Below are 25265 nucleotides of genomic sequence, written 5' to 3'. Positions count from 1 at the left end.
CGCAGATAACGCAGATGCTTCGCAACGCAGATTTATACAGATTTTTATAACTGCTGTAAAAATATTCATTTAAAATTATATCCAATAAACAATCATTTCTTTTTGAAATCTGTGAAAATCTGCGTTACGTAGTATCTGTGTCATCTGCGTGCCAAAAATTTACTTCTTCCAAAATTGTCGGCTAAAAATCCTTTCAAAAGCCCAACCTTTGGCTCTTAAACCCGCAGGAATGTACGCAAAAGTTTCTTTTGGCGATAGACTTTCGTAATATAAATCATCGTCGGTAAGCACTAAAGATTCGTATCGTTGAGCGTTTTTTACCGTTAAATCTGCGAATGGCAATTCTTTGAAATATAAATCATTTGTACATAATAATTGCTCTTTCAACAACCAATTTGTCTGATATTTTTCAGAACGAAAAGGTTTGGATTCATACTTTCCTTCCGAAACCATAAGTGCATATTCTAAATAGCTTTTCAACAGTTTCGGACCTTCATTTTGTGCATCTTCAACTCGTAATTGATTTGGCAAAATACTACTCACCACAAATACTTTTTCTTTGGCTCTGGTTACGGCAACATTTAGCCGATTTTCGCCTCCTTGTGCGTTTAAAGAGCCAAATTGCATACTCATTTTTCCCTTCGAATCGGGTGCGTAACCTACCGAAAAAATAATGAAATCTCGCTCATCGCCCTGTACATTTTCAATATTTTTGATAAAAAGCGGATGCTTGAAAATTCGAGTTTTTGCTTCTATTAAATCTTGAATCAAACTTTGTTGCTTGGCATTGAAGGTAACAATTCCAATTGACTTTTCGGGTGATTCTTTAGACAATTTTTCAACTAAACTAATCACGGATTCTGCCTCTATTGGGTTTGTATTATTTTCCCAAACGCCATCAACTTTAAGATACTGAATTGCAGGCTTTTGAAGATTAATATCCTCAAAATCAGGCAATAGCGACAAAGTATTTTTGTAAAAATATCGGTTAGAAAAATCAATTAAATCTAAAGAACGACTACGATAATGCCCTTTCAATTGCGTTTGTGGAAGGTATTGGCAAGCCAAATCCAAGAGCGAATCAATTTCTAATTCGGGTAAATCGTCGGTTTCATTTTCAAAGCGAACTCGGTATAAATCATTCGGTTGCAATTGTTTAGAGTCGCCCGCAATGACAATTTGCTTTCCTCTAAACAAAGCAGGAATACCTTGTTCGGCAAAGCATTGTGAGGCTTCATCGAAGATTATTAAATCAAAAAAAGGTTGATTGTCGTTCGTCTGCAAAGGAAAAATTGCGGAGACAGTTTCGGGAGAAGCCAACCAACACGGAACAAGTTTAAAAACTTCTTCGGAATATTCAGAAATCAATTTTCTGACCGACCAAAGTTTGCGTTTTTTAGAAACTTGGTGCTTTAAATCTCGGTAAGTTACCACATTTTGAAGTCGATTTTTTTCTAAATTTCGGTATGTTTCTTCCCGTAATTTCAACAATAAAATCTCTTGACTAAAAGCTTGTTTTTTCTGAACAGATGTTTGCAAATCACTTTCCAATTGACTGATTTTCAAAGAACTGACACTCCGAAGAATTGGATATTTTCCTTCAATGTGTTCAATCCAAGCTAATTTTAAACTGTTCAAAAATGTATCAACAGGCTCGTTTTCTGGTAAAAATTTCTCCACAATTTTCCATTCGCTACGACTAAACGACGCTTTCAATTCATCGGATTCTTGGAGTAATTCAAAATTCTCTTTCAGGTACGTTTTAATACGCTCTATATTGGTAGAATTTGCCAATAAATCTATTTGTTTTGACGATAAGTTTTGCTTCCAAACAATCTGATTTTCAGACAATTGATTCGATTTTTGAATAAAACAATTAAGCCGTTTTTGAAAATCAGAAAATGATAAATCAAGAGAATTTGTCAGAACTTGAACCGATAATTCATGGTTGTTTTTCACCTTTTTTATTGCTGATTTCCAATGCTTAATTGCATCAACAACTTGATATAATTGCTGAAAATTACGCTCAAACCAACGGTAGCCTTTTCGCAACCAAACAGGTTCGTCGTCAACGTTATTTTGCTTATTCTCGAATAAATCAGTCCATTCACTCCACCATTTTTCTAAGCCAACTCTATTTTGGATTCTTTCTCGTAGTTTTTGTAAATCATCTAACGAAAGGCTCAAACCATTTGCCGTTGTAACATCTTGGATTTCAGCCTTTTCTTTTGAGAAAAAGCCCCAAAATAATCCTCCCAAAGCATTAGATTTTGTATCAATCGCTCCGTTAATTTTTGATAGAATTGGTAATAATTTGGCACTTGGCAACGTAATTTCAATGCCTTGTCCTGCAAAAAAAGCCCCGACTTGTGCTTCTAATTCTCCTAATTTTGAAGCATTTATTTTTGATTTTTCGTTAATTAATCTTTTGAAAAGTTCATACGATTTTTCATTTTTCAAGAGATTCAAAATGACTTGTAAAGTCTCTTTTTCAGAAGAAATTGCCTTCAAATCTTCAAAGTCATCTCGCTTTTTAGAAGAAAAGCTTTCAAGGTTTTGTACAAAACTGAAAACATCGTCAATTATTTGATTTATTGATGCGACATTTGAGTATTTATGATTTTGAAATGAAAGCCTATTTTGCCAAAAAACATTGGGTTCAACATTTTCATTATCAGTTGGAAAAGATAGCCTCTTCTGATAATTCAAATACTGACTGAACATTCTAACAAAACCTTCTATCTCGCTTAATTTAAACCTTTTATATTCATTTTCTACATTCAAACTTGCCTGATTGGGCGAACTTGTCAGGTATAATTCTTTTACTGAAATTCCACATTCTGAACTATCAAAAAGTGTGTCTTTAAACTCTTGTAAAACCTCCGAAATCTTGTCTATTTGGCGACTTTCTTGGGTATAATTACGGTCTAAAAAAATGGAATCAAGGTTATTATTCAGTTTTTGATATTCTTCGATTTGTTCTATTTGAGACAAAATTTGTTCGTACAAATCTTTTCGGTCATTTTTAAAATCATGCACATTGCCCACGAAGGCACGCATACCCGCTTGCGAAAGGCGTTCTTGCACCACATCAAGGGCGGCACGTTTCTGACAAACGACCAACACTTTTTTACCCCTTGCGGTAAAATCTGCCACCAAATTACAAATCAGTTGAGATTTACCCGTTCCGGGAGGACCTTGAACCACCAACGAAGCCCCCAATTTGACTTGTTGCAAAGCTAATTCTTGGGTAGCATCAACGGCAAAGGGCGTTAAAAGGTTTTCTTCTTTAATAGGGGTTAGGGGTTGGGAATTGGAGATTAGAGGTTTAGGGAATAAGCATTCTAAATTATTTTCATATTTATTAGAATTTTCGGGAGGAGTGATTAATCCCTCAACGTCTGCAAAACCTCTATCCCCTAACCCCAAACTCCTAATCACTAACTCCTCATAATCTGGTACTAAAAATGAGCCTGCTTGTGGGAAAATTCCTAAAACTGCCTGAGGGAATAATTTTAATTCGCCGTTGCGTTCCGTTAATTCCAAATCAGCTTTTACGAGTTTCTCAAAATAGCTTAATTGACTGACAAACAAGTCTTTGTTGAAATCAATTTTTAAAGGGGAATCTCGTAAATATTCGTAAAGTTGGGTTCTAAATTCAAGCGAATCTTTGGAATAATCTTCAAAACTCTGCTCCAAAAATTCATCCGAAATCTGTACTTGATTGAAATGAGAATACGCCAACAAAAAACTCCGATTGAGCGTAACGGCTTCCTCACGAGTTTTGAGTTGCCACGTTTCATTTTTTTGCGTGAGATGAACAGGAAAAAACATCAGCGGACAACGAACCACCGTTCCGTCTGAAAACTTGCCTTTCACGATAGGAAAACCTACGTATAAATCCTCCGAACCTCTTTCTTCCTCTATAAATTTTTCGGTTCTCGAAATCTTCCGTAGGCGTTTACTTACCTCATTGACACGCTCGTAACGGGGGTCGTGAGTGTCGCAAAGAGAAATGGTATTTTTTTGAGCAATTAGTTGCTCAATGACGTTGAATGAAGATTTATTTTGTAAAAAATCAAGTTCGTTGATGTCTAAAAACTGTTCCGAAGAAAGACTAAGTAATAATAATGACTTATTTCTCGAAGTCAGATTGGTTAGTCTTTTTTGATACGATTTTAGAATAGTTTGTAATGTATTTTCTGCCAATTTGGGTATTGTTTATAATCCTAAGCTCCTGTTCACATACCACTGAATTTCGTCTTTATTGCCATAATTTAGGTAATTCCACAGCAAAACACCACTTTCTACTGAAAAATACACAATTGTTAATCCTGCGAAAATGGTAAGATTTAGCACTGCATATTGTAACAATTTTGGTAAATGGGCTTTCACAAAACTTAATCCTGTGGCTAACAACAAAACAATGGGATAAAAAACATGAACCAACAATCTAACGTGCATAAACGCCCAGTCATTGTACTTGATGATACCTGTAAACATTGTTCCGACACTTCCTAATAACAAAATTATACAAGTTGTTTTAAAGAGATTTTGCCAAAACATTTCCGTACCAAAGTTTTTGAACCAAGTAAATAATAAAACAAAAATTTGCCGAATCATTAATGCTAAACCTATCAAAATCAAGAGTGTAGGCAATATTCCGACGATAAAAAACAAACTACCGATATACCGAAAACCCGAGTAATTACCGAAGGTTAGGTTATTTTCAAAATAAATATGTTTGTACCAAAATGTACCATACATCAATAATGGAGCAGAATGAATGCTGGGATTTCGAGATGATAAATTGGGGTCTTTTATCAGTGTAAAAATATTGACATCGTACCAACTTTTAGGTCCTTGATAAAATATCGAATTGCTCGGAAGTGGAAAAATATCAAGATTATGAATAAAAAACTGGTGTTGTGAGCGATAGTTTTGATATTGTTTGTACGTGCCAGTTACTACTATAATTGTTCCACACAGAGCCATCGTATAAAACATTTTAATAAACGACCCTCGAACTCTCACCAAGAACATTACCACTAAAGTTACAGGGATAAAAGGCAAAAAAGTTAATTTTGTCAAAAGCGACAAACCTGCTGACAATGAGAGAATTATTTCGTATTTTAGTTCTTGATTTTTAAGATATTTGGCAAGGTTATAAAAAAACCAAGTTCCCATCAATACAGAAAGGGTATCATTGGAAACAAATAGTGAATAAATGACGTAAGTACCTAAAAAAGTAGCTAACAAAAAACTGACGTTTCGAATTAAGACATCTTCAATGGTCAACTTCAACAACTTTGACATCAGCCAAAGGTTTATACACGAAGTTATTAAGCCGAAAAACTCTACACATTTCAACCCTCCAAGAATATAAAAAGGTAGTGCCAATAAATAATAAAGTGGCGGGTGACAAGCCAAAAAAAGTTCATTAGAAAAAGGCAAACGGTTACTTTTAACCATAAATTCCAAAACCTCGTGGTGTGGGTCTGGATTTTGTGGATTCATCACAATAAAAATCAAGACTCTTAGCACTATACCAGTCCAAAGAATTGTCATAAGGGACGATTCTCTATTGAAAAAATTTAGGATTTTCATTATTTTCAATGATTTGCGTAATCTAATTTACCAACAAATAATATTAATCGTCTATCAATTATAAATGGCATCTATTTTGTGTAGGTCATTGTAATATAATTACTTAGCATTAGAAAACCATAGAAATCAATTCCTTAAATGTATAATAATAAAAAAGTTATCGTTGTAATGCCTGCTTATAAGGCTGCTCTCACGCTTGAAAAAACTTACCGTGAAATTCCATTCGACCTTGTTGATGATGTCATTTTAGTGGATGACCATAGCCCTGACAATACTTCTGATGTGGCTAAATCATTAGGAATCAAGCACGTTATTCGCCACGATAAAAATAAGGGTTATGGCGGAAATCAAAAAACTTGTTATACAAAAGCTCTTGAATTGGGTGCTGATATTGTTATTATGGTTCACCCCGACTACCAATATACGCCCCTCCTATTGCCTGCCATGATTACCATTATTGGCAACGACCTTTACCCTGTGGTTTTTGGCTCACGTATTTTGGGAAAAGGTGCTTTGAAAGGCGGAATGCCGATGTATAAGTATATCGCAAACCGTTTCTTGACGCTTTTCCAAAACATTATGCTTTCTCAGAAATTATCAGAATATCATACAGGCTATCGTGCATTTTCAAGAGAAGTATTAGAAAAAGTACCTTTTATGAAATGCGATGACGATTTTGTTTTCGATAATGAAATGATTGCTCAGATTTTCTGGAAAGGCTTTGACATAGCAGAAGTTACTTGCCCAACCAAATATTTTGATGAAGCATCTTCTATCAATTTCGTAAGAAGTTCTAAATACGGCTTGGGTGTATTGAGAGTCTCTTTGCGTTATCGCTTGGCAAAAATGGGAATTAGCTGGAATATATTGTAATCTATGAAAACAGCCATTATTATTGGAGCAACTGGACTTATTGGTGGGGAGTTAGTTGAGCAAATTTTAGAGAATCCCGATTATTCAAAAGTGGTTTTACTTTTGCGTAAACCTCTGGGAATCAATCATCCAAAACTTATTCAAGAAGTTATTAATTTTGATAAACCTGACGCTTCAAAGATTGTCGGAGACGATTTGTTTTGTGCCATCGGAACAACTTTGGCAAAGGCTGGTTCAAAAGAAGCTCAATATAAAATTGATTGTACTTATCCTTACGAAATTGGAAAAATTGCCAAAGCCAATGGCGTAAAACAATATATTTTGGTTTCATCAATCGGGGCAGATGCTAATTCTTCTAATTTTTACCTAAAAACAAAAGGTGATTTAGAACAGAAAATTCAAGATTTAGGCTTTGAAAACTTTGTAAGTCTTCGTCCTTCTTTCCTCTTAGGTGATAGAAAAGAGTTTCGTTTAGGTGAAAAAATTGGCATTTTTTTAGCAAAAATCATTAGTCCTTTATTACTTGGTGGACTCAAAAAATATCGTGGAATTGAAGCCTCAAAAGTGGCAAAATCCATGCAAAAACTGGCAAATCAAGGACTTTTAGGTGTTCACTTTGTTGAATCTGATAAAATTTAGGAACACAGACTTTAGTCTGTAAATATTATCAAAACTTACAGACTGAAGTCTGTGTTACACAAAATCTCAAATTAATTCATAGTAAAATAGTGGCAATATCCAATCAAATGTCTCCTCAACAAACCTTTCAAAATAGACAAGACACCTTCCAAAATCTCGCTGATAATTTCCAAAAACAGTATAATCAATGGGCGATTTTTAGAGCTATTTTATTTCTTGCTACCATTGCCGTTAGTTATGCTACCAATCTGTTTTGGGGTGGAAACTATGTCATTCCTGTTGTTATCATTGGCATTTCGGTATTTTTATTTTCTGTTTCTAAACATCTGAAAATAAAATATTTACGTGATAAAAACAGAGCTTTAACAAGGCTTAATGAAGACGAATTAAAACGTTTAGAAAACATTTTTACTCGTGCGGAAACAGGTGAACAATTTGCCGAAAGCAATCATTTTTATAGTTCAGATTTAGATATTTTCGGAAAACAATCTATTTTCAAACTTCTTAACCGCACGCATACTTTTACAGGTTCTGCCATGTTGGCGGAATGGTTGAAATTTCCTGCGACAAAATCAGAGATTTTAGTCCGCCAAGAAATGGTTGCAGAATTGTCTTCTAAAATTGATTTTAGACAAAATTTAGAAGCCTCCGCCCTCTTGATTGAAGAAGTTGCCGAACCGACACACAAATTATTTCAATGGAGTAATTCGCCTGAAAATGAGGAAATTAAAAAGCCTATTTTTCAGTACGGAAAATATCTTCCTTACCTTACTATTCCATTAATTTTAGCTTGGGCTTTTGATTTTCTACCCATCGGTTATCCGCTTGTCATGTTGGTAATTCATGGGTTTATTGGCAAACAAATCTACGAAACAGTTTCTAATGCTCTCGAGCAAACGCTTCGATTGACGGGTGCATTAAAAGCATACGCAAGCCTTTCTGAGACTGTTGTAAATGAGCCATTTACGCACCCGCAACTGCTGCAATTACAATCAGAATTATCAGAAGCAAGTCCTGCGATTAAGGCTTTAGAAGACATTTTGAATAAATTGGGCAACCGAGCCAATCCATTTTTCATGTTTATTGTGGGGATTCCTACTTTATGGGATATTCAATATTTTATTAAACTGGAAAATTGGAAACGCCAACACCGAGATAATCTTTCAAAATGGCTTTTGATTATTGCTCAATTTGAGACATTGAACAGTTTTGCAGGTTTACATTTTGCCAATCCAGACTTTGTAAAACCCGAAATTTCAGATGATTCTATTGCTTTAAAAGTAACGAGTTTGGGACATCCGATGATACGAAAAATGAAGCGAATTACGAATAGTATTGAGATAGAAGGCGAAGGAAAAACCGTTATCATTACAGGCTCAAATATGTCGGGCAAAAGTACCTTTCAACGTACTGTGGGCGTAAATATTGTTTTGGCTTTAGCGGGTTCGGTGGTTTGTGCAGAGGCATTTACGTGTTCGTGTATGCAGATTTTTACGAGTATGCGAACCCAAGATTCTTTGGAAGAAGATACCTCCTCTTTTTATGCAGAATTGAAGCGGTTGAAAACATTAATTCAAGCAATTAACAGTAAACAGTTAGCAGTAAACAGTTATCAGTTACCTATTTTTTACTTTTTAGATGAAATATTGAAGGGGACAAACTCCAAAGACCGCCATGATGGAGCAAAAGCTTTAATGTTACAATTACACAAAACAAGGGCTTCTGGTTTTATTTCAACGCATGATGTGGAATTGGGGGATGAATTTGAAAAGCAAGGTTTTGTAGAGAATTATAGCTTTTCTTCGGAGGTTGTAAACGGAGATTTAGTTTTTGATTATAAACTTCGAGCTGGCGTTTGTCATAGTTTCAATGCCAGTTTATTAATGAAAGGCATTGGTATTGAAATGTAAGTGATGTCATTGCGAGCATAGCGAAGCAATCTATTAGCTTATGAAGAAACAGTATTTAAACTCTTCTTCATCTATTCAAACAAATTGCTTCTCTATGCTCGCAATGACAGCACTAAACCTTATAGCTTAATCACCTTCTTTCCTACCGTACCTTCATTGGTTTTTATCTGCAAAATGTACGTCCCTTGGTTCAAATTACGAATATCAATAGTCATTACATTGGTCTTATCTCCTTGTTTTTCAACAACTTGACTTCCTGACATTGACGATAGCGAAGCAGATTCAATTTTTACATTTTTAGGTGTTACAATCGTTACTACATCACTCGATGGATTTGGAGAAATATGGATAGATTCCTCTAATCTTGGCTCAGTTGCCAATATTAATGACGGGTCTTGACGAGTGTTCGATAAAGCACTTGCACAACCGTCAGTTGTAACAACCTGCACATTAAATTTTGCTCCTGATACAATTTGTACAATTTGAGCTCCACGTAAAGACTCTAAAATTACGCCATCTTTATACCAAACATTGCCCGTTGCCGAACTTGAGGTATATTCCCAATAATCTCCGTTAGCATCTGTCTTTTTAACGACTGAAATCGTTGGTTTTGCAGGATTTACACAGAAAGAATCAACCGCTGAAATAGCATAATAAGTTGAATTTCCCACTTGGTCAGCTAATACTTTTACACGTCCTGCAGTTCCTTTCAGTGTAATACGTTTTCCTGACACGGTTGCTGGACCAGAGGCAATATTTACCACAACTGCCAGACCAGAACTTGCCGTTGCAGTTACGTCAAAAGCTGGGTCAGTCAGGTTTTTATCAGGCGTTTTAGACAGACTAATTGTTTGAGTTGTTTTAGTCGGTAAAGCACGTGTTCCGACGGTGTACCAAACGGCATAAGCGGAATTTCCAACTAAATATTTCTCTGAATTTTTCACACTTTTAATACGACTTTTATCCATTGTAATTTGGTAAGTATTCAACACTTTTTTAGAATCCTCCCAATTATAAAGTACCAATTCGTCCGTTCTTGAATATTCTGGATAACCAAGCGTATTATTTTCATAGATAAAGTCCAGACCGTCGGTACGCTCTGTGTTTACTCCAATTACGTAATAAATATCATCTGTTTGGATGAAATAATCGAAGGCAATAATGTTTGTTGAGGTTTTTGAAAATGATGGATTACCGATGTTTTCTCCTTGTTCCAAACTGGTAAATAATTTACTAATACTTCCAGTTCCGAAGGTATTTTTTGCGGTACTCCATACATTGATAAAACCTACGTCCCAATAATCAGATTCTGTTCCTGTGGCACTTTTAATGATGTTATAGGCATCATATACAATGTTTTCACTCTGATAATCCCATTCTAAAGCATCTGCATTTTGTACTTGTCCTGTGTTTACACCTTGCGTATAAGTAGGATTATAAAGCGTAAAGGCAACACTTTTATTTCCCACTAAATCAAACACCGTAATTTGTTTGTCTGTTGCAGCAACGGTTTTTCCTAACGTTCTTAAAGCCGCTAATTTTTTACCATCTTTCGATACTGACACGTTTCTCCAAACACCAGAAGATGAAACATTTTCTACTTTTGGACTTCCCGCTAAATTTACTCTTTTAATAAAGCCATCTCCTGCTACGAAATACGCATAAGAACCATCATCTGGCACAGACGGTTTATGGTCAATCACCACATTGGTTGCCAATTCAACAAAGCTCGTTTGTTCAGCTTCACCTTTTACACTTGAACGATAAAGTTTTTTAGCAACGGGGTCATAAGTCAATAAACCTTCTGTACCTGTATTTACTGGAACATCGGCTTTGGGTGTTGTGGTTGGCGTTGTCGCTGGCGTTGTTGAAGGGTTTGGAGCATTCGGGTCAGTAACTCCTACGGCTTCAAAAGCGGCTTTTGCGGCAGCAATATCAGAATCTGTAATTCCTTTTGATTTCAAATCTGTGGCTGATTGAATAACAGCACGACGAAGGTCAAGGAATTTAGAAGTACGAGTTAAGTAAATTGTTAAAGCACGATAATACACAATTTCGGCTTTTTCTTTGGTCATTCCACTTGCCGTAGCAAAACGATAAAATGCGTTATTAGGAATTCCAGAGTTGATATGCACGCCATAATTATCTTGCGAACCTGTATAATATTGGCTCATATTAGCGGGTTGATAACCATCGTCATTTAGATTTTTCCCTCCATTATTTGGATTAGATAAATCTCTCAACGCTCCTGTTGGGTAATAACTTCCTTTCATTACGTCTTCACCCAAACGCCATAAATCTGCTCCTGTTTTACGTTCCACCATTGCCCCGAAACAGTCAGCCATTGATTCGTTAATCGCTCCTGATTGTCCGTTATAGTCTAAGTTAGCCGTGTTTTCAACCACACCATGTGTCATTTCGTGACCTGCTACGTCCAAACCACCTGCTAAGGGTTTAAAGTACGTTCCTCCGCTACCATATCCCATGTATTCACCATTCCAGAAAGCATTGTCAAAACCTTTTCCATTTTCATCAGTAATGTTAATGATAGAAACAATTGTTCCACCTTTACCATTTAAAGAAAGTCTTCCATGATATTGTGTGTAATAATCATACGCCTTTCCCGCATTAAAGTGTGCCGAAACCCCATTGGCATTACTCCATGTATTATTAGTTGAAGAAATTTGTCTAACCGTCAAATCTTCATTTACTTTAGAATTTGTCGCATCAATTGTCCAAATCACTCCTTGTGGGTCATCTGCTTTTACCGTTCCGCCCTTAAACATTGATTTTGTTGCATCAATCAAATTATAGGTATTTCCCGACTGATACGTATTGATACTTCTGCTAAGTCCATTTAGGTCGGTTGCAGTAGCTTTTGCAACGCCATCAAGTGTGCAGGTATGATTGTATTTATCTAAAATTTCCCCAGATTTTGCGTCAATTACATACACCCAACGTTCCAAGAAATTGGGACGAACCACAACCTGATACGCCAAACGTTCAGCATCAGCTTTTTCGTTTTGGTGATAAATAACAAGGTCAGTTTTAGGTTTTTCGTATTTCAACATTACTCGCTCGGTAGCCGTCATTGTTTTTACGATAGAAACTTTACCAACGTCGCTCAAAGCGATTGTTCCAACATTTTCAGCCGTTAATGCAGGCGTTACGTCTTCCAAAGTTGGTGTTGGATAAATATGCCCATTTAGCAAAGACACGCCTTCTCCTGATTTTTGGTGTAAAATCATCTCGCCACCATACACAGGCACGCCCTTGTACATTTGTTGCATACGCACGTGAGTAATATCCACTTCGTCTTCTTCACTTTTGAGGATATTTAGTTCATCGTCGGGACTTGCCAATTTTAAAAGTGGCTTTACTGCATCTAAATAGTTGTAAGCTGCGGCAGCTACGGCACTCATTCTGCTATTTCGAGTAGTGCTGGTTTTCAGATTGGTAGGCACACCTTCAATCATCGAGGGCATACCGTTTTCATCGGTAATAACTCTTACGCCAGATTTTTTAGCGATTAAATTCAAATACGTTTGGCTGTCGGTTGGTTTTGACAAATACATCTGACGAGAAATGGTTTTTCCCTGAGCAGAATTATCAATGACTTCTATCGCAGATTTTGAAGAATTTTCAACCTCAACGTTAGACCTTTTAATGGTTTTGAACTTGTTTTGAGCCATCACTGTGTTTCCACAAATAACGGTAATTGCAAGAAGGAATAGTTTTTTCATAATAGTAAGCTAAAAGCGACTTGTAAGTTCACTTTCAATTAGTTGCGATTATTTTTTCAAGGTATTTACTCGTCCCATTTTCAGGAAAATCGGAAAGCAAATTTTTAGTTTTTCATGGTGTTCATTATTAGCTTTTAGGTCAATAATAAACTGGCTAACAGGATTTCGGTCGTGGATTTTAATATATTTCTGAACACTTTACATTTCCCGTAGCACAATCCCAAGCAAGATTTTTATTTTCAACTTTATCTAACACAAATTCGTACAATGCTTTTGGGTATTTCGAACGAAATTTTGCGTATAAATGTGCTTGGGCTGAGAAATTGTCTTTGGGCGTGGCGAGTTGGTTATTGGATGGTTAATTTTTTCTTACAATAACTTCATTTAATAATTTCAATTTCTGGCTTATGCTTAAATCCTTGTAACATTCAAATTTAGATTTAATATTAGCTATCATTTGTGGAGCTTGCCTTACTGTTAAATTACCCCTAATAGCATATACAACAATATTAATGGAACCGTCTTCTGAAACTGCATTTACTTTAAAAGTATCATCTCTAAGTTTAAAATTGGCTGTTCTTTGCAAAAATTCACTGTAATTCATTTTTGAAATATCTAATTTTGCAATTTCTTCTAATGGTCTATTAAATCTTGTTTTATATGGGGGTGGAGTTATTTGATTAATAAGAGAATCATACGATAACCCTTTTACATTAGTTTTTACACAATATTCTAACAAAAACTCTTTTGCTTTTGGAAAACAGTTTTCAACTTTTGAAATTTCAGAAGAAAGTAGCGTTTTCTCATTTTTTAACGCCCCTATTTCAATTTCTTTTTTCGAAATTACATAACCATATTTTGCTCTTTCTTTATCAAATTTTTGTTTGTCATCAATAAACTTTTGCCCTAAACTATCAAGTTGCCTCTGAATTTTATTCTTTTGTGCTATTAGAATTAAGCTGTCTCTGCGAAAAATATCTCTTGATTTGTCATTCTTAACTTGCTGATTCTTGGTTTCTTCAGCAACTAATTTTGATTTTGAGTCTGTTAAGTATCCATTGAACCCAACAATTGCAACAGAAAAAATTGCTATTATTGCAGGTCCCCAATTACTATATTTTCGCCATTTTAGTTCAGTCCCCTCACATTCAAGTTTAGTGATTTCCCTCTCTAACTTAACTATTTCAAGTTCCTTTTTCTTTTGGTCAAGATTTTCTTCCGTAGAGTTTTCCATAAAGTTTTAAATAGGGTTAAAGAATTACCAACTTTTTAAAAGTTGGTAATTCTCGAATCTTAACAGCATTTGTACTGGTTCAAGTCTCAAGACTTGAATCACCTTGAGCGTTCATGCTCAAACGAAACCTACTTCAACAACTCCATAAAAGTATTATAAAAGGTCTTTACTGAGTCGGCAGGCATGGTTTTGTCTGCCCATTGTACTTTGTGGCTAAACTTTTTACGTTCTGAAAACTGTACGTAATACGACATATTTCCAGCTTCGTCCATTTTCTTTTCGTCCAATTTCAAGGCTTCTATTTCCTTGAAAAACTTCTTCGTTTTCGATTTTGAAAGTGTTTTTACCACCTCCACCGAATCCACATTGCTGGCTTTATGGAGAATTTGTCCGTCGGGTTTAAGTGTGTATTCATGCCAAACGCCTGTAAAACCACCGCCCGAAGCAACGGTAATTTGTTGATTTTCTGGAACAGATTTACAACTTATCATAAATGTCAAAAGCAAGAAGGTAAATATTCTTTTCATATTTTGTAACACGGACAGCCTTGTCCGTAGAGGGTAATTTATTTTATCACAACGGACAAGGCTGTCCGTACTACATTTTCAACTCACTAACTGCCAACCAAGACATCAATCCCGCTCCGATTTCCAAAGCACTTTCGTCAATATCAAACGTTGGGGTATGCACGCCTGAGATAATCCCTCTTTCTTCATTACGTGTTCCGAGACGATAAAAACATGAATCAACGTGGTGTGTATAATAGGCAAAATCTTCGGCAGCGAGCCAAATATCCAAATCAATCACATTTTCCTGACCCATAAAATCAACGGCTGCATTTTTCATTCTGCGAGTCAATTCTGGTTCATTTTTCAAGAATGGATAACCCTTCTGAATAAAAACTTCACAAGTACCTCCCATTGATTCGGCAATGCCTTCTGCCATTTTCTTGATGCGTCCCAAAGCATCGGCACGCCATTCTTCGTCCATCGCACGGAAAGTCCCTTCTACATAAACTTCATTGGGAATTACGTTGGTTGCACCATTTGCAATTACCTTTCCGAAAGTCAATACCGACGGATAACGTGGGTTACGATTACGACTGATAATTTGCTGTAAAGCCACAATGATGTGCGAAGTAATTAACACAGGGTCGATGCCTAATTCGGGCATGGCACCGTGTCCGCCCTTACCTTTTACGGTAAAATACAATTCGTCGGCACTTGCCATATACATTCCCTCACGGAAACCAATTTTACCCACGGGAATATTCGGAGCCACGTGCTGACCTAACATTTTATGAGGCGTTGGGTTCAACAAAGCACCTTCCGCAATCATTACTGAGGCACCACCAGGGGCTTTTTCTTCGGCAGGTTGGAAAACCAATTTTACCGTTCCTTCAAATTCGTTGCGTAAGTTATGTAAAATCTTAGAAACACCCAACAACGAAGCCGTGTGAACATCATGCCCACAAGCGTGCATAACTCCCTCATTTAGAGATTTATACGAAACATCGTTTGCCTCCACAATTGGCAAAGCGTCCATGTCTGCACGTAATGCCACCACTTTTGAAGATGGATTTCTCCCTTCAATGGTAGCCACCAAACCAGTATTGGCGATTGACGTTGGCGTAATACCAATTTCTTTCAGGCGTTCTGCAACGTATTTCTGCGTATTATATTCCTGATACGACAACTCAGGATTTTGATGTAAATGTCTGCGGTTAGCCACAAATTCACCTGCATGGGCGTGGGCTAATTGTTTTATTTTTTCTTTCATTTATGTTTTAAAATTGGTACTCTTTTTATGATGTCTTCATTCATTGAATTGAAGAAAATATCATACTCGAATTGCTCTACCTCTTATTGATTTATCTACCTCAGAATAGTTTACACCACACTTTACAAAATACTTTTGGTCTTCAATATTTATATACGATGGAGAATCTATTGTTTCATAATTATCATAATTCATATCTAAATATTTCATCCATTCCATAGTTATTCTATGTCGCATAAATCGTAAGTTGGTAAAGCCAAAAAAACTTAGATGTTTAACTTGTTCGTAGGTGAATTGTTCTTCTAATGTATTGGAAGCTGAAATTCCATAAAAAACATACCAAGTAAATTCATTTGGATTTTTACCTTCAATCTTTATAAATTCTGATTTAAATTCTGGACTAATCAAATCTTCTTCTAACAAAGGTAAATATCCTATCTTTTTCCACTTATTATCTCCTCTCTGTGATGGTGGATTTATCCCTAAAATTGGACTGGTTAAAAAGTCAAATTGCTTGAAAAAATCTATACTTTTTCCTTTAAATGGTTCATTAGAACGATAATTTAGAATTTTGACTAATGTTCCCAACTGACTAAAAGATGACATTGAAATAGTTTGTACATAAGCAAACCCTAAGTCTTGTGTCATTGGTAATTCCCAAACCATTCCGTGATGACTATCTATAATTTCTCGTAATTCAAAAGTAGTATTCTCCATTACTATATTTATTTCTCAATTGCGGTTACTTGAAATATGCAAGCAAATGATTCAAATCTACGCCATCATAGCCCCCAAAATACTCTCTCTTTTCTGTGATGAAATATTCAGATTTTGAAGGCTTATTTCTGTTTTATTCCTTGTTTCTATCTTATCAAAATTCGTTGGAGCTTCTTTTCATTTCGAGCTAAATTCTGTATCAAAATTTAAGGTTTGGCTTCTCCGAAGCCCTCACCGTAGGAAATTATTAGTTTCTACAAAGGTTTTACTTCTCCGAAGTAGCATAGTTGGTAATTACTTCGGAGAAGTATAACCTTTGTAGAAAAAGTAAAATTTTGAAAAGGGAGCATCGAAGATGCTCAACCTTAAAACCAATGTTTAGCTTATTTCTCTACAAATTTAACCACAATTTCAGATTCTCATTCTCTGCTTCCATTATTTCCAAATGAATCTTTCCTTCCTCATTCCACTGCATCTGCAAACCAAAAGCATCTAATAACTCATTAACCATACTTTCAAGTGGAATATTTCCATGAATACAATCCACAAAATAGGTTGATAATGAGCGTCCGTACACTTCTTCACAAACTCGCTGATAATCTTCTAATGAGTAACCAACAGCCGTTTTTCCGAAGCGTTCCCACAAAATTTGCATGACGGTTTCTAATGATTTTCGGTGTCCAAAACGCAAGCGAATCATCAAATCCAAAACCAAAGCGACAACTGCCCCTTTCTGATAAATCGAAACTCTGCGGTGCGGAATAGCCTGCACGTAACCATCCAACCACAAATCAAACGAAGATTCTACCAACGACTGAAACGCCTTCCCATCTTGCTCAAAATGACGTTTCAAGACGGTTTCTAATTCTTTAAAATATTGTTCTTGCGTAAAAACACCCGATTGTACCAAGAATAAATCTCCGTAATAAGTCGTAACGCCTTCCGCCACAAAACCCGTTGGAAAATAGTTTTCCTTCGTAAAATCATAAGGCATCATTTCAACGGGACGAATTTTACAAATATTCCAAGCGTGATACAACTCGTGCGAAGACACACCCAAAAGGTCAGTATAAAGTCCATCGCCCTCCGAGTCTGGCCCTAATACAATCATGGTTGAATTACGATGTTCCACGCCATGATAAAATGAAGTTGGCAAAATCCAATTGATAAAATGATAGTCTTTTTCGGGAAAATCGCCCATCACTTTTACTTGTTTTTCGGAAAATTTCTGAAAATCTGATAATAATTTCTCCCAATTCGGAATATAATTTCCTAAAAACCAAACATAAAAATCAACATCCTCAACTTGATATTTTTGACATTGCAAATACGGACTTGCAAGCATCGGCGAATCCACCAATTGATGATAGTCTTTGGGTGAGAAAACAAAATTCTCATGAGCCATTCCACAAGCAATTTTATAGTCATCGGGCAGCACGACTTCCACCTCACAAGGCTCTTCCATTCGTCCTTCAATATAAGGTAAACAATTGACAAAATTCACATACATCACCGACTCATCTACAAAGGAACTTCCTGCATTTTGGAGATTTGCAAAATAAGTAAATTTAACATTAACCTCCTGTAATCCAGAAACTTCCAAAACCCATCTGTCTTTTGTTATCTTATAAAAAGGTACATTTTCTTGAGAAGATTCTACTTCAAATCGTTGAATATTTTTAGCGAAATGTTGTAATTCATAACGCCCTGGTCGCCAAGCAGGCAACTGCAACTCAATTGTTTCTGCACTAATATTATCAATCACCATCTCAATATTTAGGTAGTGACTTTGTGGGTTTTCAGATGAAATTTTATACTTTATCATATAGTATTGACTAACTTAAAATCTTACGTTTAGATTATGTTTTTATTCTACAAAAATCCAATTTTCATAGCGTCTCAACTATGTATTTGGTATTATTGAGCATCCAATTTACTCATAATCAATCATATAAAACCAGAAACTTTTTTAAAACAATTTGCAATTAAAAAAAACTTCAGTACCTTTGCAGTCCTGTTTTTAGAACTCAAAGATTTTTATTAAGATATAGTCATGAAAAGAACGTTTCAACCATCGGTAAGAAAGAGAAAAAATAAGCACGGTTTCCGTGAGAGAATGTCAACTCCAAACGGTCGTCGTGTATTAGCGGCTCGTCGTGCAAGAGGAAGACATAAATTGACAGTTTCAGACGAGAAAAGAGGTAAATAGATTTTAGAGAATAGTTGATTCTTAATAGAGAATAGTTAGTTCAATTATTACTTATTAAATTTTAACTATTAACTGAATATCGTGAAATTTACTTTTAAAAAGTCAGAAAGACTCAATTCCAAAAAAGTTATTGAACAACTCTTTGATAAAAAGGGTAGAGAAACAAACCCATCGGTTTTTCTCTACCCTTTTCGTGTTACTTATATTCACGAAATATTAAGTGATAAGTCACAAGTCATAAGCGAAGACTTGAATGTGACTGAATCAGGAGAACTTACGACTCTTGAAAATTTACCACTTACGACTACGCCTCCCCAAATCCTAATCTCCGTTTCTAAGCGTTCATTCAAACACGCCGTTGATAGAAACTTGGTAAAACGCCGCACTCGTGAGGCATACCGCCTCAATAAGCATCTTTTGATGCAAAAACCCTCCAATCAGATTCCTGCTTACATTGCTTTTGTGTATATTGCAAAGACAATTGAAGATTATGCCAAGATAGAAAAATCAATGAAAGCGATTTTTAAGAAAATGGTTTAGTTTTTGATTGAAATATCGTATTTGATTTTGCGTTAAATATTATAAAAACAAGAAAATGCTTACATCACATATTCAATATATTACAGATACCACAGGACGTAAATTAGTCCAAATACCAATAGAAGATTGGAATTCTCTACAAGAAAAATTCAGTAAATACGAGCAACTTTTAAAGGTAAAACGAGACTTAAAAGCATCATTTGGTGAAATAAAAAAAATGCAACAAGGAAAATTAAAGAAAATATCTTTAAAAGAAGCGTTTAATGTTTGATGTTATCCCTACACCAAGGTTTTTACGACAAGTTAAAAAACTCAAAAAGAAATACAAATCTTTGGTTAGCGAACTAATTGAATTTGAAAGTTCTTTATCAGAAAACCCTTCTCAGGGAACAGATTTGGGTAACAACACCTACAAAATTAGACTTGCTATTGAAAGTAAAAATAGTGGTAAAAGTGGTGGTGCAAGGATAATCACCTACGTTGTTACCGAACAAAAAGAAGTTTATCTTGTAAGTATTTATGATAAATCGGAAATATCGACCATTAAAGATAATGATATTAAAAAATTGGTAAAAGAAGTTAGAGATGATTTGGAGTAAAATGTTTTTTAGACACGCAACAAACATAAACACTTGAATACCAATAAATTACAACAAAACCTAATTAGCGAGTTGCTTACGCAAGAGTAGTTGGTGAGGACATACGACCACGGGACGGAGAGCTACCTACCAGCCGAGTAAATAGGACGACACACGACCAAAGGACGGGGAGCTACCAGCCGAGGAAATAGAAAAATATGAAAATTCCGATAACTTCTCCTTGATTTTGTCATAGAAATCAACGGCAATAGTGTGGTTGGTGAAAATACCAAACGACGGCGGGATGGATAACATTAACAAAGAAGAAATGTATCAAAACTCTATGTCCAACAACGGGTTACAAATTTTTAAAGATTTTGATTTTGAAAATTTTTGGAGTGATATTTTTTTGATTGAAACATATACAGAAGAATACCCAACAAATGAACTAATTGAATCAATCGAACAAGAACTTGGCTATAAACTTCCTGAATCTTACATTGAATTTATGAGAGTTCAAAATGGAGGTAGCCTTCAAAAATGTTGTTACCCAATTGAAAAATCAACGACGTGGGTAAGTAGTCACATACTTGTTTCTGATTTTGCTGCAATTGGCAGAGAGAAAAATTGTTCTATTTGTGGTCCAATGGGAGCAAAATACAGAATTAGTGAATGGCATCTTCCAAATACAGGTATTTATTTTTGTGAAACATCAGGAGGATTTGAAGTAGTTATGTTTGATTATTCAAAATGTGATAATAATGGAGAGCCAGAAGTTGTATATTTTGATCCAGAGGTAAATGAAACCATTTTTTTAGCTAAGAATTTTGAAGAGTTTGTGAGAAATCTGGTTGATTGTCAGGAAACTGAAATTTGAAATTCGGGGTTTTGAGGTTAATGAAAATGATGAAAACAACAGCAATTAATAAAAAAGACAAAGATATTAAGACTTATAAAACGGTCGAAGAAGCCTTTGATGCAAAACACAATGTTGCCAAAGAATTTCTTAAAAAAGTTGACATGAACAAAATGGTATCAATGCTTAAAGCGTAATAAAATGAATATAAAAAAATACACTAAAACCCTAATAGTCACTGGAATAACGGTTGTGGGACTATCGTTGGCATCCTTCTCTGACCCAGGGGAACGTTTCTTTGATATTGCTAAAAATTTGGATATTTACGCTACGCTTTTCAAGGAATTGAATCGTTATTATGTAGATGAAATTAACCCGAATAAGACCATCAAAACGTCTATTGATGCGATGTTGAAGTCGTTTGACCCTTATACCGTCTATTATGCCGAAGACGATATTGAGGATTATATGACCATGACAACGGGCAAATACAACGGTATCGGTATCGTAACAGGCAACCGTAACGGACGTATCGTGGTGATGCTAATTGACGAAGGAACACCTGCCGAAAAATCAGGTTTGAAAATTGGCGATGAAATCGTGAAAGTTGATGGCGTTGATTTGAAATCTAAAAAAGGTATCGACCCCGGAAAATTGATTAAAGGGCAAACAGGAACTTCCGTAAAATTGACCGTAAAACGTTACGGAACGGATAAATTAGAAGATATTTCAGTTACTCGTGATGTCGTAAAAATGAAAAATGTTCCTTACTATGGCATGATTAACGACGAAGTTGGCTACATTGATTTGAAGGATTTTACGGGAACGGCATCCAAAGAAGTGCGTCAGGCTTTTACTGATTTAAAAGCAAAAGGCATGAAGAAATTGGTGCTTGACCTTCGTGAAAATCCAGGTGGATTATTGAACATGGCGGTTGATATTTGTAATGTTTTCTTACCAAAAGAGTCAGAAATTGTTTCGACAAAGGGAAAGGTTCAAGAATGGAATAAGACTTACACAGGACTAAATCCTGCAATGGATACCGAAATGCCAATTACTGTTTTAACTAACTCTCGTAGTGCTTCGGCGGCGGAAATTGTCTCGGGTGTAATTCAAGATTATGACCGTGGCGTTTTGATTGGACAACGTACTTATGGTAAAGGTTTGGTACAAGTTACTCGTGACCTAACGTATAATACTAAGCTAAAAGTTACCACCGCAAAATACTATATTCCAAGCGGACGATGTATTCAAGCGATTGATTATGCACATCGTAATCCAGACGGTAGCGTTGGTAAATTACCAGATTCATTGAAGCGTCCTTTTAAAACTAAAAAGAGCGGAAGAACGGTTTATGATGGCGGTGGCGTTTTACCAGACATTGAGGTTGACAAACCTGCCCCAGCAGCAGTAACACTTTCATTGTCAAACAAATATGTATTATTTGACTATGCTATCAAATATCACTTTGACCATCCAACTATTAAGGCAGCAAAGGATTTTGAAATTTCAGATGCTGAGTATAATGAGTTTGTAAAATGGGCATCTTCTCAAGAATTTGACTATACAACGCAAGCAGAAAAAGACTTAAATCTTTTAGAAGCATCTGCTAAGAAGGAACGATATTACGATAATGTTTCGGAGCAATTGAAGGCACTCCGTTCAAAATTATCACATAATAAAGAAGCGGATATGATGAAATTTAAGGATGAAATCAAGACTGCTTTGGAGCAAGAAATTATCGTTCATTATTACTTACAAAAAGGCACTCGTGAGCAATCTTTTGCAAAAGACCCAGAAATTCAAGCAGCATTAAAATTGTTTGGAGATATGAATCGCTACAATGCTATTTTGAAAGGAAATAAGTAAAAGATGAATATCAAATAAAAATAGCGACTGAGAAATCGGTCGCTATTTTTATTTGATGGCTTTGGGTGTAATTTTGTGAAATATTTTTGTCTGAACTTGGATTAATGAGATTAAGGGATTTTTAGGATTATGTCTTTTCAAATTCAATCCTAAAATCCTCTAATACTACGAATCCAAATTCAGACGAAAATCTTACCAACAATACGAAATTAAAATATGTCTTTAATTCTTAGTATAGATACCTCCACAAAAGTTTGTTCAGTAGCTCTTCATCAAGATGGTAACTTACTGGCTATTAGCGAATTATTTGCAGAAAAATCACATTCTGGAATGCTCACGACTTTATGCGAAAATGTCGTAAATCATGGAGGTTTTTCACTTAATCAATTAGATGCCATTGCCGTTGCTAAAGGTCCTGGTTCTTACACAGGTTTACGCATTGGCGTATCCACTGCAAAAGGTTTTTGCTTTGCTCTCGACAAACCACTAATTTCTGTAAACACTTTGGAGGCGATGGCATTGCAAGTAAAAAATTTTTATGATGAATCGCATTTACTTTGTCCAATGATTGACGCACGGAGAATGGAAGTTTATTGTCAAATTATTGATAACCAAATGAATACCATTTCAGAAACGGAGGCGAAAATTATTGATGAAGATTCTTTTAGTGACATTTTTGAACAAAAGAAAATTGTTTTCTTTGGTGATGGAGCAGCTAAATGTCAAGAGAAAATAACCCATAAAAATGCTATTTTCTTAAAAACGGACATTACGCCTTCGGCAAAAACGGTGGGTGTTTTGGCAACCAATTCGTTTGAAAAATCGTTATTTGAAAACGTTGTGACTTTCGAGCCTTTTTATTTGAAAGATTTTGTGGGAACACAGCCTAAAAAAGCGTAGAATTAAGGTAATTATTTCGTTTTATTTTTTGTAATATTGAATAAAAAATTATTGCCATGCAAACATCATTAAATGTCAATTTATCACTATCATTCTATCAATTGGTAGAATTAGCGAGACAACTCCCTAAAAAAGAACGGGCTGAACTTGCCTCAATTTTAATGGATGATGAACCTTCAAAAGAACAAATTTTAAAAGGTCTAAAAGAGGCAATTGAAGAAGTAAACTTAGCTAAAAAAAGAAAAATAAAGCTTAAATCTGCACGAGAATTTATCAATGAGTTATAATATTTCATTATCGGATAGATTCCAAAAAGATGCAAAACGGCTCTCCAAAAGATATGCTTCATTCAAAACGGATTTAATAAAGTTAATTGAAGATTTGGAGGAAAATCCAATGCAAGGCGATAATTTAGGAAAATCATGCTATAAAATTCGACTTAAAATCGAGTCCAAGAAAAAAGGCAAATCAGGAGGTGCAAGGGTAATTACTTATGTTCATATCAGTCAAGAAGATGTTTATCTACTTACTGTTTATGACAAATCGGATAGAGAAAGCCTTGAAAATGGAGAACTCGAAGAATTATTAGAAGCTATTGAGGCTTAAAAAATGGAAGAAGAATTAATCATCAATAAAGTCGCTAATAGCGGACTTATCACTTTTGATTTAGAAGACCTTTACGACAAAGGAGAACGAATTGTTTATGACCTAAAAGATAATTTGTTCATGGGAATGATTTTGAAAGAAAAAGACTTTAGAGATTTCCTCAAAACTCATGACTGGTCGCAATACGCAGGGAAAAACATTGCCATTACCTGTTCAGAAGATGCCATTGTTCCCACATGGGCATATATGCTTTTGACTACGAAACTTCAACCTGTGGCAAATTCCGTAGTTTTTGGGTCGTTAGAAGAATTAGAAAACAAATTGTTTTTTGACGCTCTTCAAAAAGTAAACATAGAAGATTATCGTGGAGCAAGAGTTGTAGTGAAAGGATGTTCAAAAGTACCCGTTCCAACGGCAGCTTATGTTGAAATCACAAGACTTTTACAGCCCGTCGTGCAATCATTAATGTTTGGCGAGCCATGCAGCACTGTTCCTTTATATAAAAAGAAAATTTAGATTTGATAATTTGTGATGGCAAAGTAGTGACGAATAGCATTCGCCTTTGGTATAAATCTGGCGAATGCTATTCGCCACTACTAAACCATTATTCTACCAAAGTTTTCTCCTTCTTTTTGCCCAAAAACGGCACCCAACTATTTTCTATACTTCCTCCAAAATCTCTCAAAAACATCACGAAAGAAGGTTTATAAGGTTTCACATTTAAAGGCATATTTGCTTCTTCTGGAGTAAGGTCGCCTTTACGAGAATTACAGCGTTTACAAGCCGTTGTGAGGTTATCCCAAGAAGTCCTCCCTCCTCTTGATTTCGGCAAAACATGGTCGAGCGTTAAATCTTCGGTTTTTCCACAATATTGACATTGTCCTCCGTCTCGTCTAAAAATATTTTGTCGAGACAACATCACCCCTTTGTACGGCAAATAAACATAACGATGAAGACGAATGACAGAAGGCATCGGAAAGGATTGGGAAACGCTACGCAATTGCTCCGTAGCAGATTCGGCAACTAAATCAGCTTTTTTCAGAAAGACTAATAAAAATGCTTTGGGAATAGAACAAACCGTTAAGGCACTATAATCTTGATTTAAAACTAAAACTTTCCGACTCATAATGTAGTAATTTAAGTGCCAATGCACAGTTTAACGTTACACTAAATCATTATTCCTTTTTCTCAAATCGTTTCAAAAT

At 35.5% G+C, this 25265-nt stretch carries 23 protein-coding genes; 14 read left to right on the top strand and 9 right to left on the bottom strand.

Translation table 11 applies throughout. The features are described from left to right. Window positions 1-159: 159 nt before the first annotated feature. On the bottom strand, window positions 160-4209 hold the full coding sequence (locus LV89_RS16200; protein ID WP_109743962.1) for an AAA domain-containing protein: 4050 nt from the start codon (window positions 4207-4209) through the stop codon (window positions 160-162). Window positions 4210-4221: 12 nt separating this feature from the next. Beyond that, on the bottom strand, window positions 4222-5607 hold the full coding sequence (locus LV89_RS16195; RefSeq protein WP_109743961.1) for a glycosyltransferase family 39 protein: 1386 nt from the start codon (window positions 5605-5607) through the stop codon (window positions 4222-4224). A gap of 138 nt (window positions 5608-5745) precedes the next feature. Here LV89_RS16195 and LV89_RS16190 point away from each other — a divergent pair, with 138 nt between their 5' ends. From LV89_RS16190 to LV89_RS16180, 3 genes are all read left to right on the top strand, one after another. Continuing rightward, a complete protein-coding gene (locus tag LV89_RS16190; RefSeq protein ID WP_109743960.1) occupies window positions 5746-6480 on the top strand; it encodes a glycosyltransferase family 2 protein in 735 nt (244 codons plus the stop codon). 3 nt (window positions 6481-6483) lie between these two features. Further along, window positions 6484-7119 (top strand): NAD(P)H-binding protein, encoded by a 636-nt coding sequence (locus LV89_RS16185; RefSeq protein ID WP_109743959.1) that lies wholly within the window; start codon window positions 6484-6486, stop codon window positions 7117-7119. 107 nt (window positions 7120-7226) lie between these two features. Beyond that, entirely contained in the window at window positions 7227-9029 is a 1803-nt protein-coding gene (locus tag LV89_RS16180; protein ID WP_109743958.1) for a MutS-related protein, read from the top strand. Window positions 9030-9148: 119 nt separating this feature from the next. On the opposite strand, the gene LV89_RS16175 is transcribed toward LV89_RS16180, so the two are convergent. From LV89_RS16175 to LV89_RS16150, 6 genes are all read right to left on the bottom strand, one after another. Continuing rightward, window positions 9149-12772 (bottom strand): M4 family metallopeptidase, encoded by a 3624-nt coding sequence (locus tag LV89_RS16175; protein ID WP_109743957.1) that lies wholly within the window; start codon window positions 12770-12772, stop codon window positions 9149-9151. Between the two features lie 358 nt (window positions 12773-13130). After that, complete coding sequence (locus LV89_RS16170) at window positions 13131-14006, bottom strand: hypothetical protein (protein WP_109743956.1); 876 nt, start codon at window positions 14004-14006, stop codon at window positions 13131-13133. Window positions 14007-14134: 128 nt separating this feature from the next. Continuing rightward, a complete protein-coding gene (locus LV89_RS16165) occupies window positions 14135-14533 on the bottom strand; it encodes a hypothetical protein (RefSeq protein ID WP_146199183.1) in 399 nt (132 codons plus the stop codon). Window positions 14534-14603: 70 nt separating this feature from the next. Next, window positions 14604-15785, bottom strand: coding sequence for a M20 metallopeptidase family protein (locus tag LV89_RS16160; protein ID WP_109743954.1), 1182 nt, complete (start codon window positions 15783-15785; stop codon window positions 14604-14606). Window positions 15786-15845: 60 nt separating this feature from the next. Then, window positions 15846-16502 carry an Imm26 family immunity protein gene (locus LV89_RS16155; protein ID WP_109743953.1) on the bottom strand — a complete coding sequence of 219 codons (657 nt, stop codon included), beginning with the start codon at window positions 16500-16502 and terminating at the stop codon, window positions 15846-15848. A gap of 391 nt (window positions 16503-16893) precedes the next feature. After that, window positions 16894-18327 (bottom strand): M61 family metallopeptidase, encoded by a 1434-nt coding sequence (locus LV89_RS16150; protein ID WP_229201536.1) that lies wholly within the window; start codon window positions 18325-18327, stop codon window positions 16894-16896. Window positions 18328-18555: 228 nt separating this feature from the next. On the opposite strand from LV89_RS16150, the gene rpmH reads away from it, so the two are divergent. From rpmH to LV89_RS16100, 11 genes are all read left to right on the top strand, one after another. Beyond that, window positions 18556-18711 carry a 50S ribosomal protein L34 gene (gene rpmH / locus LV89_RS16145; protein WP_109743952.1) on the top strand — a complete coding sequence of 52 codons (156 nt, stop codon included), beginning with the start codon at window positions 18556-18558 and terminating at the stop codon, window positions 18709-18711. A gap of 81 nt (window positions 18712-18792) precedes the next feature. Then, window positions 18793-19251, top strand: a complete 459-nt coding sequence (gene rnpA / locus LV89_RS16140; protein WP_109743951.1) for a ribonuclease P protein component — start codon at window positions 18793-18795, stop codon at window positions 19249-19251. A gap of 55 nt (window positions 19252-19306) precedes the next feature. After that, window positions 19307-19522: a hypothetical protein gene (locus tag LV89_RS16135; protein ID WP_109743950.1), complete on the top strand. Its 216-nt coding sequence runs from the start codon at window positions 19307-19309 to the stop codon at window positions 19520-19522. Beyond that, window positions 19515-19850 carry a type II toxin-antitoxin system RelE/ParE family toxin gene (locus LV89_RS16130; RefSeq protein ID WP_109743949.1) on the top strand — a complete coding sequence of 112 codons (336 nt, stop codon included), beginning with the start codon at window positions 19515-19517 and terminating at the stop codon, window positions 19848-19850. Before LV89_RS16135 ends, LV89_RS16130 begins: the two co-directional genes overlap by 8 nt. A 283-nt stretch (window positions 19851-20133) precedes the next feature. Further along, a complete protein-coding gene (locus tag LV89_RS16125) occupies window positions 20134-20706 on the top strand; it encodes an SMI1/KNR4 family protein (protein WP_146199182.1) in 573 nt (190 codons plus the stop codon). Between the two features lie 29 nt (window positions 20707-20735). Continuing rightward, window positions 20736-20882 (top strand): hypothetical protein, encoded by a 147-nt coding sequence (locus LV89_RS25245; protein WP_158279607.1) that lies wholly within the window; start codon window positions 20736-20738, stop codon window positions 20880-20882. A 4-nt stretch (window positions 20883-20886) separates the two neighbouring features. Then, window positions 20887-22554, top strand: coding sequence for a S41 family peptidase (locus LV89_RS16120; RefSeq protein WP_211321219.1), 1668 nt, complete (start codon window positions 20887-20889; stop codon window positions 22552-22554). A 216-nt stretch (window positions 22555-22770) separates the two neighbouring features. Further along, the gene (tsaB, locus tag LV89_RS16115) at window positions 22771-23454 is read left to right on the top strand and encodes a tRNA (adenosine(37)-N6)-threonylcarbamoyltransferase complex dimerization subunit type 1 TsaB (RefSeq protein ID WP_109743947.1); all 684 of its coding nucleotides are present in this window, start codon (window positions 22771-22773) and stop codon (window positions 23452-23454) included. Window positions 23455-23510: 56 nt separating this feature from the next. Beyond that, a complete protein-coding gene (locus tag LV89_RS16110) occupies window positions 23511-23741 on the top strand; it encodes a hypothetical protein (RefSeq protein WP_109743946.1) in 231 nt (76 codons plus the stop codon). After that, window positions 23731-24060 (top strand): type II toxin-antitoxin system RelE family toxin, encoded by a 330-nt coding sequence (locus LV89_RS16105; RefSeq protein ID WP_109743945.1) that lies wholly within the window; start codon window positions 23731-23733, stop codon window positions 24058-24060. The genes LV89_RS16110 and LV89_RS16105 overlap by 11 nt, the downstream gene beginning before the upstream one ends. Window positions 24061-24063: 3 nt before the next feature. Next, entirely contained in the window at window positions 24064-24576 is a 513-nt protein-coding gene (locus tag LV89_RS16100; RefSeq protein WP_109743944.1) for a DUF2480 family protein, read from the top strand. Between the two features lie 88 nt (window positions 24577-24664). Here LV89_RS16100 and LV89_RS16095 read toward each other — a convergent pair whose 3' ends face one another. Next, the gene (locus LV89_RS16095; protein WP_109743943.1) at window positions 24665-25186 is read right to left on the bottom strand and encodes an HNH endonuclease; all 522 of its coding nucleotides are present in this window, start codon (window positions 25184-25186) and stop codon (window positions 24665-24667) included. Window positions 25187-25265: the final 79 nt, after the last annotated feature.

Source organism: Arcicella aurantiaca, assembly GCF_003148625.1.
Classification (GTDB): Bacteria; Bacteroidota; Bacteroidia; order Cytophagales; family Spirosomataceae; genus Arcicella; species Arcicella aurantiaca.
The sequence above is the reverse complement of the archived record's forward strand: the minus strand, read 5'-3'. Positions and strand labels throughout refer to the sequence as shown.

What these genes read in the sequence shown, in the direction of transcription:
- LV89_RS16195 (WP_109743961.1), bottom strand. Translation starts at nt 5,607, where the DNA reads ATGAAAATCCTAAATTTTTTCAATAGAGAATCGTCCCTTATGACAATT.
- LV89_RS16190 (WP_109743960.1), top strand. Translation starts at nt 5,746, where the DNA reads ATGTATAATAATAAAAAAGTTATCGTTGTAATGCCTGCTTATAAGGCT.
- LV89_RS16185 (WP_109743959.1), top strand. Translation starts at nt 6,484, where the DNA reads ATGAAAACAGCCATTATTATTGGAGCAACTGGACTTATTGGTGGGGAG.
- LV89_RS16180 (WP_109743958.1), top strand. Translation starts at nt 7,227, where the DNA reads ATGTCTCCTCAACAAACCTTTCAAAATAGACAAGACACCTTCCAAAAT.
- LV89_RS16175 (WP_109743957.1), bottom strand. Translation starts at nt 12,772, where the DNA reads ATGAAAAAACTATTCCTTCTTGCAATTACCGTTATTTGTGGAAACACA.
- LV89_RS16170 (WP_109743956.1), bottom strand. Translation starts at nt 14,006, where the DNA reads ATGGAAAACTCTACGGAAGAAAATCTTGACCAAAAGAAAAAGGAACTT.
- LV89_RS16165 (WP_146199183.1), bottom strand. Translation starts at nt 14,533, where the DNA reads ATGAAAAGAATATTTACCTTCTTGCTTTTGACATTTATGATAAGTTGT.
- LV89_RS16160 (WP_109743954.1), bottom strand. Translation starts at nt 15,785, where the DNA reads ATGAAAGAAAAAATAAAACAATTAGCCCACGCCCATGCAGGTGAATTT.
- LV89_RS16155 (WP_109743953.1), bottom strand. Translation starts at nt 16,502, where the DNA reads ATGGAGAATACTACTTTTGAATTACGAGAAATTATAGATAGTCATCAC.
- LV89_RS16150 (WP_229201536.1), bottom strand. Translation starts at nt 18,327, where the DNA reads ATGATAAAGTATAAAATTTCATCTGAAAACCCACAAAGTCACTACCTA.
- rpmH (WP_109743952.1), top strand. Translation starts at nt 18,556, where the DNA reads ATGAAAAGAACGTTTCAACCATCGGTAAGAAAGAGAAAAAATAAGCAC.
- LV89_RS16135 (WP_109743950.1), top strand. Translation starts at nt 19,307, where the DNA reads ATGCTTACATCACATATTCAATATATTACAGATACCACAGGACGTAAA.
- LV89_RS16130 (WP_109743949.1), top strand. Translation starts at nt 19,515, where the DNA reads ATGTTTGATGTTATCCCTACACCAAGGTTTTTACGACAAGTTAAAAAA.
- LV89_RS16125 (WP_146199182.1), top strand. Translation starts at nt 20,134, where the DNA reads ATGGATAACATTAACAAAGAAGAAATGTATCAAAACTCTATGTCCAAC.
- LV89_RS25245 (WP_158279607.1), top strand. Translation starts at nt 20,736, where the DNA reads ATGAAAACAACAGCAATTAATAAAAAAGACAAAGATATTAAGACTTAT.
- LV89_RS16120 (WP_211321219.1), top strand. Translation starts at nt 20,887, where the DNA reads ATGAATATAAAAAAATACACTAAAACCCTAATAGTCACTGGAATAACG.
- tsaB (WP_109743947.1), top strand. Translation starts at nt 22,771, where the DNA reads ATGTCTTTAATTCTTAGTATAGATACCTCCACAAAAGTTTGTTCAGTA.
- LV89_RS16110 (WP_109743946.1), top strand. Translation starts at nt 23,511, where the DNA reads ATGCAAACATCATTAAATGTCAATTTATCACTATCATTCTATCAATTG.
- LV89_RS16105 (WP_109743945.1), top strand. Translation starts at nt 23,731, where the DNA reads ATGAGTTATAATATTTCATTATCGGATAGATTCCAAAAAGATGCAAAA.
- LV89_RS16100 (WP_109743944.1), top strand. Translation starts at nt 24,064, where the DNA reads ATGGAAGAAGAATTAATCATCAATAAAGTCGCTAATAGCGGACTTATC.
- LV89_RS16095 (WP_109743943.1), bottom strand. Translation starts at nt 25,186, where the DNA reads ATGAGTCGGAAAGTTTTAGTTTTAAATCAAGATTATAGTGCCTTAACG.